This is a genomic window from Megasphaera sp. AF13-6AC, from assembly GCF_027685385.1.
GTDB classification, from domain to species: Bacteria; Bacillota; Negativicutes; order Veillonellales; family Megasphaeraceae; genus Megasphaera; species Megasphaera micronuciformis.
The window spans coordinates 1-10936 of record NZ_JAQCUN010000038.1 but is presented as its reverse complement, the minus strand read 5'-3'; the positions used below and the strand labels follow the sequence as shown (position 1 = coordinate 10936).

Below are 10936 nucleotides of genomic sequence, written 5' to 3'. Positions count from 1 at the left end.
TGCACTGGACGTCAACGTCGGTTCTCCCGAAGTAGACGAAGTGGAACTCATTCAGGAAGTGGTAGGTAAACTCCAGTCCATTCTGCCCTTGCCCTTACAAATCGATACATCTAATGTAGAAGCCATGGAAAAGGCCTTGCGCATGTATAACGGTAAAGCTCTGATTAACTCCGTCAACGGCAAGGAAGAAACGATGGAAGCCGTCTTTCCGCTTGTCAAGAAATACGGCGGCGTCGTCATCGGCTTAGCCCTCGACGAAGACGGCATTGCCGATACGGCAGACGGCCGCGTAGCCGTAGCCCGTAAAATCTATGAACGTGCCGCCGACTACGGTATTGCCAAAGAGAACGTCATTATTGACGGCCTCTGCATGACCGTTTCGGCAGACCCCGAATCGGCTCTTGTTACCTTGGAAACCATTCGCCGCATTCACGACGAATTGGGCGGAAACACCATCCTCGGGGTTTCCAATATTTCCTTCGGCTTACCGGCCCGTGAACTCATAAACTCTTACTTCTTTGCCATGGCCCTGCAAGCCGGTCTTTCATCGGCTATTATTAACCCGAATAACAAAGCTATGATGCAAGCTTATCGTACCTACTGTGCTTTATCGGGCAAGGATACGAACTTTACAAACTTCATTACGGCTTATCAAAATTACGAAACACCGGACAAGCGGGTGCAAAAAGCCGTGGATGACTATAAACGCAAAGTCTTAAGCGCCCTCGATTTGGACGGTGCCGACCTGTCTCACATAGGAAATGTAAAAAAAGAAACGGACACCCCTTCCGCTCCTAACGCAACGAAAGACGAAACTTACGGTAACAAGTTGATGGAAGCCGTAGAGCGCGGCATGGCCGGCCCTGCAGCCGAAGCAACGCACAACGCGCTTTTGACACGAAATGCCTTGGATATCATTAATGAAGACCTCGTTCCCGCCCTCGACAACGTAGGGCAAGGCTTTGAAAAAGGAACCCTCTTTCTGCCTCAGCTTTTAATGGCTGCCGAAGCGGCCAAGGCCGCCTTTGCCGTCGTAAAAGAAGCGTTAACGGATGCACCTCAAGAAACAAAGGGCAAGGTCATCTTGGCTACCGTTAAGGGCGATATTCACGACATTGGCAAGAATATTGTCAAAGTCCTTTTAGAAAACTACGGTTATCAGGCTGTAGATTTGGGACGTGACGTAGATCCTGAAACAATCGTCGAAACGGCGGTGAAAGATGACATTCGCCTGGTCGGACTGTCGGCCCTCATGACGACGACAGTCGTCAACATGGAAGAAACCATCCGCCTCTTACGAGAAAAAAAGCCCGATTGCAAAGTCATTGTCGGTGGGGCCGTCATGACCAAGCAATACGCCGATTCCATCGGTGCCGACTGCTACGGAAAAGACGCCATGAGCACCGTTCGCTACGCCGACGAACTTTTGGAACAGGGATTGATGTAAGATCCGTAAAAACTTGAAATATTCTGAATATCTGCTAAACTGTTAAAAGATGAATCACCGTTCAGTCAACTCGGACACGGGGAATTGCACCCCATTTGCCGTACACTGAGCGGTGATTTTTTGGTTTATACCCTTATCCTCTATTCCCTTATCATCTTCGCTGAAATAAATCCATATTGTTTAAGCATACACAGCTTATTGTTTTGAATAATGAATCTACTTTATGTTACGACTTTCTTAATCTATTTTTGAAAGATCGTACATAAACGATGCGAAAAATCATAATAGCCCTATTGTTCCTATTTTCCTGTTCAGTAATGCCCGTTTTAGCTGTCAATTGGTATTATGTGGGCACTAATAGTTCCGGTAGCGCCTTTTATATAGACAATTCATCTATAATAAAACGGACGCAATAGTTTGGTCCGAAAGAGTATCACCGGACGGTACCTCTGCACTTTTTCAAGCATACATGACACGTACGTATCCTTTCGTTACGCTCTTAGCTTTTGTTAACTACAATACTTCCGGAAAAGTATCAAATAGCGGTTCTGTTCCCAATTATGCACAAAAAAGATGCCTGTTCCTCCCGGATCGATATTTGATAGCATTTGGCACCTCATTTGGTCCTACTAACATATAACACAAAAAGGAGAGCCTCACGGCTCTCCTTTTTCATTTCACTATTCACTTATTAGAACTTGTAGCCCATGCCTACTTGCCAACCCTTAACATCATTGTCGTAATTGTTTACGTCAATGTCGTCACGACGGTATTTAACGTGTGCATCCAAGTTTTCGTTGAAGTTGTAGCCTACGCCGACTTCATACGTATTTACATCATCACCGATGCCTACGGAACCGAAAGCCGTAACCTTATCAGCTACGGGAACCTGTCCTTCCAAGCCGATTTGTCCGCCGTAATCATGGTCTCTGTGACCGGCCATCTTCGTATTGACACGAGTTACGCCGCCGAAAGCGGAGATGTACGGGTTAATATGGTAAATACCTCTAACGGCATGTTCGTTTACACGGTCGCCGTTATGGCTTGCTTTCGTATTGTTGTTATCGTACTGCAAGTCTACCTTGTCATTCAAGACATAGGTTACGTCGCCGCCGGAAAAATGAGTCTTTGCATCTCGATGACCCATTTTCTGATCAAAACCGTAGTTTACATCGATTTTAAGATCGCCCTGTTGGCGGTTCTGAACGGGAGTACCTGCTGCATATACCATGGCACCGGCCGATACGAGAGTAGCCAGCAAGGCCGCTGTAATTACCTTTTTCATAATTCTGCACCTCCAAAAAATCAAGTACACTTATATAATCTAAGTGACATTACCTGTATTATACGGGATTTCTCCGAAAACTTCAATTATCGGTATGAACACAAGATTGTCTCAGCCGCTTCTACAACCTGTTTCACTGTAATAACACTGATGCCTTTATACTTTCCTTCGCGGATAATTTTTTTCATGCTTTTTCCCGTTACATATTCTTGTGTCGACTCAAGAACGACAGCCTTATCCGTATAAGGACCGTAAAACTTGGGATTACTTGGTCCGTATAGAGCTACAACGGGAACTTTGCGAGCTACGGCTACGTGCATGGGACCGCTGTCATTGGTAATAAAAAGTTTGCACCGTCCTACAGCTGCCGCCAATTCACCGATAGAGAATTTTCCCGTCCCTACGAGAGCCTGTGATTCCATTAAGGATACGGCCTCATGAACCATATCCACATCCGTCGGCCCGCCGAAAAACACGCACGTATACCCCTGTAAGGCAAAATAATCGGCTACAGCGGCAAAACGTTTCGGCGGCCAACGCTTTTGTTCAACGGCACTGCCGATATTAAAGCCTATGAGCGGCGTATCTGCTTCTATTCCGTGGCTGACATAAAAAGTCTCGGCCTTCTTTTCCCAAGCGGGACAGGTAAAAAACTCCAGCCCTTCATTTTCCGTATCCGTCACGCCCAATTGTTTCAACACATCTATGTACATGTCGGCTGCATGCAAATGCAGTCGATCCAGACGCGTATATTTCGTCATAAAGGGTCGAAACAAAAAATGACTCATGCCGACAAATGCCTTAGCCCCTACGGCAGTAGCTAAAAAAGACGTCCGTTCGTTGGGATGCAGGTTAATGAGTAAATCATAGTCTTTACCGTGCAACTTTCTGCCGATTCTCCATAAGGCACCGACGGAATTGTCGGCCCCCTTCTTATCCACTTCTACCAGTTCATCAATATTGGGATTATAGCGTACCGTATCGGCTACCTTTTTATCAACGACCAAGGTAATCTTCGAACCCTGTGCATTCTTACGTAGAACATGCAAAAAGGGCGTGATCAAAATAACATCGCCCAGATGCATCAAATAAGTAACGATAATTCGTTTATTAGTTAAGTCGATCATTGCGTTTCTCCATAACCTCTTCATAGGTCTGCCAAACGGAATCAACTGTAATGGCTTTCATACATTCAGGGTCATCCGTCACAGGATGCTCCGTCGTAGCCGTCGATGTGGGCGAAACAACGAGATGGATGTAATCACCGTTTTTACCGCCGTAAGGCCCGGTCCTCTCGGGACTGGTAGGTCCGAAGAGAGCTATCAGTTCTTTCTTTAAAGCATTGGCAATGTGTAAGGGTCCCGTGTCAACACTGACAAAAAGGGTTGCTCCTTCAATATAAGCCGTCAGTTCTTTCAAGCTCGTATATCCGATTTTATTGATAACGTAATCGCCCGCTTCCTTGCAGTAGAAACATACGCCGTCGTATATAAGTCGGCCTTTTTCCTCGTCATCGGCACTTCCGAGAAGTACCGTATACATACCGCTATAGGCTACGCGAGCAACAAAATTCGCCCAATAATCTACAGGCCACTCCTTAACAGCTCGGCGCGTTCCCGGCACTACGACGATGTAAGGCTTGCCGCCCGTAAGAGTCGCTAATTTTGCGGCAACTTCAACTCGTTCTTTTTCAATGGAAGCCAGGGGAAACTCAACATCATTGACCGCCCCGCCGAGACAACGGACCACATCGAGATATCGCTCAATAACGTGGTCATATGCATGAGGTCCTTTAAGTCCTTTGCTGATAAGACAACTTCCTTCACGCATTTCCCAATAACCGACCTTTTTACGGGCTCCGCTGTTAAAGGCCACAATTGCACTTTTAGCAAGGCCTTGCAAATCAATGGATAAATCAAAGTGGTAAGCATGCAAGGTCTTTCTCAATTCAAACCAATAGGAGAGTTTTTTCAGCTTCTTCTTATCCACGTAGACAATGTCGTCAATAAAAGGCTTTTCCGGTAAAAGTGCGGAAAAATTCTCATGTACAGCCCAGACAATACGAGCCTGGGGACAATTCTGTCGCAAGGCATGCAGAGTCGGAAGTGCATGGAGTACATCTCCCAAGGAGCTCATTTTAATAATCAGTATATTCTTATATGGCTCCATCTACGTTTCTCTCCTTCAGAATCCCGTCGACAAAGGTTTTCAACGAACCGCCTGAGAACAAGTATCCGTCCAGTCCCGCACGCTCAGCCGCCTCAATATCCCGCGGACTGTCGCCGACGAGAAAGGATTTTTTCTTATCGATATCATAATCGGCAAAGGCCTGCAAAATCATACCCGGTTCGGGCTTGCGCCATGAACTTTTACGATCATAAGCGGCAACAGTTGCTCCTTCCAAGTAGGGACAATAATAAACCTTTTCGATTTTTCCACCGGCTTCGGCAACTTCTTCGCACATCCAACGATGTAGACGGTTCACATCATCTTCCGTATAATAGCCGCGGGCTACGCCGCTTTGGTTGGTTACGACAAAAGCGGCATAGCCCAAGTTATGTAAGTGAGCGAACGTGTCCTTAGCCCCGTCCGTCCAAATAAAATCTTCACGTTTATACAAATAACCGGCATCTTCGTTAATGACACCGTCACGATCGAAAAAGACGGCTTTCATTAGGCAAAGTACCCGTCGTGTTTATCCAAGAGTTCGCAATATTCCTTTACGGCGTCAACCAAGGGCGTAAATCCTTTGTCATAGCCGGCATCGGTAAGTTTCGTCGTGTCGGCTGTCGTAAAGCTCTGATACTTTCCTTTTAGAATTTCCGGGAAGGGTACATATTCAATGCTGCCCGTACCGCAATAATCAATAATCCCCTTAACAAATTCATTAAAGGTATGCCCCGTACCTGTCCCGCAATTATAGAGCCCCGACAATTCGGGATGCTCCCAGAAATAGAAAAGGACCTTTACTACATCATTGACATAAATAAAGTCACGAATCTGACCGCCGTTTTCATATCCTGCCGTCCCTTCAAATAAGGTGATCTTCCCTTTCTCCTTTAATTCATGATACTTCTGGAAAATAAGAGAAGCCATGCGGTCCTTATGATTTTCCTGGGGGCCGAATACATTGAAGTAGCGGAAGCCTGCCACCTGACTTTGCGCATAGGGCAGGACGCGTCGCACATAGCGATCAAACTGTAACTTTGAAAAAGCATAAGGGTTTAGAGCTTCTTCACAATCCGAAACTTCACGGAAGCCGTTCTTTCCGCTGCCGTACGTAGATGCCGACGAGGCATACAATAAAGGTATCCTCCGTTCCAAACAATAATGAAGAATATCCTTACTGCCTTCATAATTATTTTTCATCATATAGCGACCGTCATAGTTCATCGTATCCGAGCAAGCACCTTCATGGAAGATGACATCTACGGGGCCGCAATCAAAGGAACCGTCGGCCATCAGATCCGCAAAGTCTTCATAGTCCATATAATCGGCAAACTGAAGGCTTTGCAAGTTCCGGCATTTACGCCCGTCCGTCAAATCGTCGACGACGAGAATATCGTCAATCCCCCGTTCGTTGAGTTTCTTTACAATATTACTGCCTATAAAGCCGGCACCGCCTGTTACGATAATCATAGTTTCCCCTTCTTTACCAAGTCGCCAATCTTTTCAATCAAACCCGTCGTCGAATATCCGTCTTCAAACCGAATGACTTCCGTCCGATCCGCATATTCACGACCGACAATATCTTCCAACTTATAGTCTCCGCCTTTGACTAAAATATCCGGACGCAGTACGGAAAGTAATTCTTTCGGCGTGTCCTCATCAAAAACAACCACATCATCCACACAAGCCAAGGCACTGAGAAGAAGAGCCCTGTCTTCCTGACGGTTTAAAGGCCGCGTTTCCCCCTTCAGCCGTCTGCATGACGCGTCGGAATTCAGCCCCACAATGAGATGCTGTCCCAAAGTTGCCGCCTGTTGCAAGTAAAGAACGTGTCCGCGATGTAAGATATCAAAGACTCCGTTTGTAAAGACAACAGTCTCTCCCTTATCTTGCCACATGCGCACGCGATCCGCCATATCCTGAATCGTCAAGGAGCGATACGGTTCTCTATGGATATACTGCTGACGATGTGACCAGAGTTCCGAAAGTTCCCGTCTGTGTACGGGATAAGTGCCGACCTTGGCAACTACAATTCCCGCCGCCGCATTGGCTATATTAAGAGCCGTACGGATGGACAACTTGCCTCCCACGGCTGCTATAAACGCTGCCGCTACCGTATCTCCGGCACCGGATACATCGAAGACTTCCTGAGAGGTAGCCGGGTTATTCCATACCTTACCGTCCTTGCTGACCAGGGTAATCCCCATTTCTGAACGAGTAATCATAAGGTTGCCGAAATTATAACGCTCCAACACCTTACGCGCAGCTTCTACAACCGCTTCCGTATCATTAGGCACATCATAGCCGATACATTGAGACAGTTCTTTCATGTTAGGCGTTACGAAATCTGCCCCGCTATATTTTGTCCAGTCGCTTCCTTTCGGGTCGACGAGAACGGGGATTTTAGCCTTATTGGCTCCTGAAATAAGCAGTTTTGCCACTTCGTCCGTCAATACGCCCTTGTTATAATCTGACAGAACAAGGCCGTCCAGCCCTGCGGCGATACGATCGTCAAGCCACCCCTGAAGTTCAGCCCGTTCCTGTTCCGTAAAACTCGTAATTTCTTCGAAATCGAGACGAGCCATCTGCTGTCTCGCCCCTAAGATACGCATTTTTGTCGTCGTTGCGTGATCATCCCGCGTAATCAATCCCGAACTGTCAATGCCGCCTTCCGCCAAAAGGCTTTTTAAAAGACCGCCGTTAGCATCGTCACCGATAAGGCCCGCCAAGTAAACATTGCAATCGAGATGTGCCAGATTAGCCGCAACATTGGCCGCCCCGCCAAGGACGGATGTCATACGATCCACCTTGTTAATAGGCACAGGCGCCTCGGGAGAAATTCGCTCTACCTTGCCGTACACATAGCGATCGACCATAACATCGCCCACGACGGCAATACGCAGTTGCGGCAGTTGATTATTTAAAAAATTATCAATATACCGTTCCGTTTTCAACACCTCCCACACAGAGAGAAGTTAGTTCTTCTCGTTTCCCATAAGCGACTTGAGTTCTTCCATAAAACTGTCCAAATCGCCAAACTGTCGATAAACGGAAGCAAAGCGAATATACGCAACAGCATCAATATTGCGAAGTTCCGTTAAAATGATTTCACCGATTTTTACACTGGGCACTTCCTGGGCCAATGTATTGCGAATATTGCGTTCTACTTTAAGGACTATATCATCCAACTGTTGTCGCGTAACGCGACGTTTATTGCAAGCCCGTAAAAGGCCGTTCAAAATTTTATTTCTGTCGAAGAGTTGGCGACTGCCGTCTTTTTTTATTACGTACAGAGGCACTTCTTCCACCATTTCGTACGTAGTAAACCGCCGATTGCACGCCTGGCATTCCCGTCTGCGGCGAATTGCGCGACCGTCATCGGTAGCCCGCGAATCGGTTACTTTAGTGTCATCGTGTTTACAAAAAGGACAACGCATAAAATCCTCCTCCCGTTATTCTAAAAAAAGCGGGTCCCATGCGGATCCGCTTTTTTTAGTTCATTATTATCTCATCCAAGCCGGAATTTCAACTCCGCCCGCTTCTTTACCACCGTCAGCAAGACCGCTTGTCTTACCGAAAGAAGGCACGGAAGAAGCTTCTTTGCCGAAGCCTGTAGCTACGACAGTAATGCGGATGGAATCTTTCATATCCGGATCGATAACAGAACCGAAAATGATATTCGCATCAGGGGCTACGGCTTCCGATACTTTTTCTGCCGCTTCGTTGATTTCATAAAGGCTTACGTCGGGGCCGCCCGTAACGTTCAGTAAAATGCTCTGAGCGCCGTCAATGCTCATTTCAAGCAAGGGGCTCTTAATAGCGCTTTCCACCGCATCTACGGCACGGTTTTCGCCGCTGGCTACGCCGATACCCATAATGGCTTCGCCCTGATCTTCCATAATCGTGCGTACATCCGCAAAGTCAAGGTTAATAAGACCGGTCGTAGTAATAAGGTCGGAGATGCCCTGTACACCTTGACGTAAAATATCATCGGCTACTGTAAAAGCTTCGTTCAACGGAGTCTTCTTATCAATAACCTGCAATAATTTATCGTTTTGAATCGTAATGATAGTATCGACTTTTTCTTTCAGGTAAGCCGCTCCCTTTTCCGCCTGTTCTTTACGACGTTTGCCTTCAAACGTAAAGGGTTTCGTAACAACGGCTACCGTTAAGGCCCCCAATTCTTTGGCAATTTCGGCTACAACCGGAGCTGCCCCCGTACCCGTACCGCCGCCCATACCGGCCGTAACGAATACCATGTCCGCACCCTGAAGGACTTTCATAATGTCTTCCTTACTTTCCAATGCGGCTTGTTCACCTTTTTGAGGATTGGCACCGGCACCGAGACCGCGCGTCAACTTTTCACCGATTTGAATTTTTTCATCCGCTTTCGATACTTCCAATACCTGATTTTCCGTATTTACAGAGATGAATTCAACACCTTGCAAACCGCTTTCTATCATTCGGTTGACAGCATTGTTACCGCCGCCGCCGACACCTATTACTTTAATTTTTGCAAACTCGGCCATGTAATGTATCCTCCTTAACATCGTGCGTACGTATACAGACTTGAAGTTCTCTTACATCATACACTAAAAGAACTTGTTTGTCGATAATTGACTCACTCTTATCGGTATATTATACCTCAAATATCCGCTTTTTTCTACAACATCTTCCATGTCTACATCATCCGAGTCTATTTTTCCTTAACAATAGGTGCATCGGGATTGACATCGATATATTGAATGGAGAGCTGTTTCTTGGCAATTTCATTTAATAATTCTTCCGTCACGGAAGCCCGTTCCGATATGCGATCGCCGTCACCCAAATGAATGGACAGTCCGTCTGTCGTATAAGCAATGAGTTCCTTCGGATTGCCTACGTTGATTTCCGCAATAGACGAGGCAACGGACGGTGACAAAGCTTTCAAATAAGCCAATGCATTTTTCATCGTATTGTCGTCAAGTTTATCTCCCAGAAGAAGAGTATCCATTTTTTTACCGGTAATAATCGGCACGGACACACCCTTAATTTTCGGTTCTACAGCAATAACCGTCCCCGTATCGTCAATATAAGCAAACCCGTACAAAGTCATGACCACCGCTTCGGCCCGTCGTTCTTTAATAAACACGTGAATAGTGGCCGGAAACTGTCGTTCTACCGTGACTTCACCGACACGTAAATCCCTTACCAGGCGTTCCCTCATAGTCGATGTGGACAATTGTACGACATTTACATACGACGGAACTCCGGCTACACGCAACACGTCCTCATCCGGCATGGTACCGTTTCCTTCAATGACTACAGATCCGAAAGGGACGGGTAAGAAACGCAACAAAAGCCACAAACCGAAAACACCCGCTACGGCCCAGATAACTTGTAAACGTTTCCTGCGCCGCCGCCTTCCTTCTTCCCTCCGTTGACGCTTTTTACGACGCTGTTCAATTTTTTCCTGAGCTGCCGTTAGGGGCATCTCTCCTTCAGGGCCGAACTGTACCTCTTTGTTGTCCGCTCCTTCGGGTATATAAAAACGAGCTTCTTCCGGTTGCCCGTCTAAATGATGTTTTTCCATATACTGAACCTTTACGTATTAAAATTTACCTGTCGAGGCTTCTTCCAAAATCCGTTCACATAAATCTTCAAAAGGCATTCCCATAGCCCGGGAAGCATCGGGTACGAGACTCGTCTCGGTCATGCCCGGCACCGTATTGATTTCCAATACATAGGCCTTACCGTTTTCGTCCGTCATTAAATCGACGCGGGCTACTCCCTTGCAATGAAAAAGCCTGAACACGGCCAGAGATAAATCCTGTAATTCCTTAGTCAGTTCCGGCGGTATCTGAGCCGGACAAATATGTTCCGAAAGCCCGGGCGTATACTTCGATTCATAGTCATAACGCCCTGTTTTGGAAATGATCTCAATGACGGGAAAAGCCAATTCATCCATAACGGCTACCGTAAATTCCCGGCCCGACAAAAAAGCTTCGGCCACAATGGACTTGCCGTATGCAAAAGCTTCGCTTAAAGCACTCTTC

Annotated in this window: 10 protein-coding genes and 1 pseudogene; 1 reads left to right on the top strand and 10 read right to left on the bottom strand. The window is 46.6% G+C overall.

Going from position 1 to position 10936, the window contains the following annotated elements:
* Positions 1–1447 (top strand): cobalamin-dependent protein (locus PGX78_RS03545; protein WP_270445423.1); only part of this gene is annotated, 1447 nt, incomplete at its 5' end.
* A gap of 691 nt (positions 1448–2138) precedes the next feature.
* On the opposite strand, the gene PGX78_RS03540 is transcribed toward PGX78_RS03545, so the two are convergent.
* The 10 genes and pseudogenes from PGX78_RS03540 to PGX78_RS03495 form a co-directional block, all read right to left on the bottom strand.
* On the bottom strand, positions 2139–2732 hold the full coding sequence (locus PGX78_RS03540; RefSeq protein WP_006942940.1) for an outer membrane beta-barrel protein: 594 nt from the start codon (positions 2730–2732) through the stop codon (positions 2139–2141).
* 86 nt (positions 2733–2818) lie between these two features.
* A complete protein-coding gene (locus tag PGX78_RS03535; RefSeq protein ID WP_270445422.1) occupies positions 2819–3859 on the bottom strand; it encodes a glycosyltransferase family 9 protein in 1041 nt (346 codons plus the stop codon).
* Positions 3843–4901 carry a glycosyltransferase family 9 protein gene (locus PGX78_RS03530; RefSeq protein ID WP_270445421.1) on the bottom strand — a complete coding sequence of 353 codons (1059 nt, stop codon included), beginning with the start codon at positions 4899–4901 and terminating at the stop codon, positions 3843–3845. Before PGX78_RS03530 ends, PGX78_RS03535 begins: the two co-directional genes overlap by 17 nt.
* A complete protein-coding gene (locus PGX78_RS03525) occupies positions 4888–5406 on the bottom strand; it encodes a D-glycero-alpha-D-manno-heptose-1,7-bisphosphate 7-phosphatase (RefSeq protein ID WP_270445420.1) in 519 nt (172 codons plus the stop codon). The genes PGX78_RS03530 and PGX78_RS03525 overlap by 14 nt, the downstream gene beginning before the upstream one ends.
* Positions 5406–6371, bottom strand: a complete 966-nt coding sequence (gene rfaD / locus PGX78_RS03520) for an ADP-glyceromanno-heptose 6-epimerase (protein ID WP_270445419.1) — start codon at positions 6369–6371, stop codon at positions 5406–5408. Before rfaD ends, PGX78_RS03525 begins: the two co-directional genes overlap by 1 nt.
* Positions 6368–7858 carry a D-glycero-beta-D-manno-heptose-7-phosphate kinase gene (gene rfaE1 / locus PGX78_RS03515; protein WP_270445418.1) on the bottom strand — a complete coding sequence of 497 codons (1491 nt, stop codon included), beginning with the start codon at positions 7856–7858 and terminating at the stop codon, positions 6368–6370. Before rfaE1 ends, rfaD begins: the two co-directional genes overlap by 4 nt.
* A gap of 18 nt (positions 7859–7876) precedes the next feature.
* Positions 7877–8338, bottom strand: a complete 462-nt coding sequence (nrdR, locus tag PGX78_RS03510) for a transcriptional regulator NrdR (RefSeq protein WP_040774174.1) — start codon at positions 8336–8338, stop codon at positions 7877–7879.
* A 66-nt stretch (positions 8339–8404) separates the two neighbouring features.
* Positions 8405–9430 carry a cell division protein FtsZ gene (ftsZ, locus tag PGX78_RS03505; RefSeq protein ID WP_006942949.1) on the bottom strand — a complete coding sequence of 342 codons (1026 nt, stop codon included), beginning with the start codon at positions 9428–9430 and terminating at the stop codon, positions 8405–8407.
* 167 nt (positions 9431–9597) lie between these two features.
* Positions 9598–10473 carry a cell division protein FtsQ/DivIB gene (locus tag PGX78_RS03500; RefSeq protein WP_270445417.1) on the bottom strand — a complete coding sequence of 292 codons (876 nt, stop codon included), beginning with the start codon at positions 10471–10473 and terminating at the stop codon, positions 9598–9600.
* Positions 10474–10491: 18 nt separating this feature from the next.
* A pseudogene (locus PGX78_RS03495) lies at positions 10492–10936 on the bottom strand (D-alanine--D-alanine ligase); the annotation flags it as partial.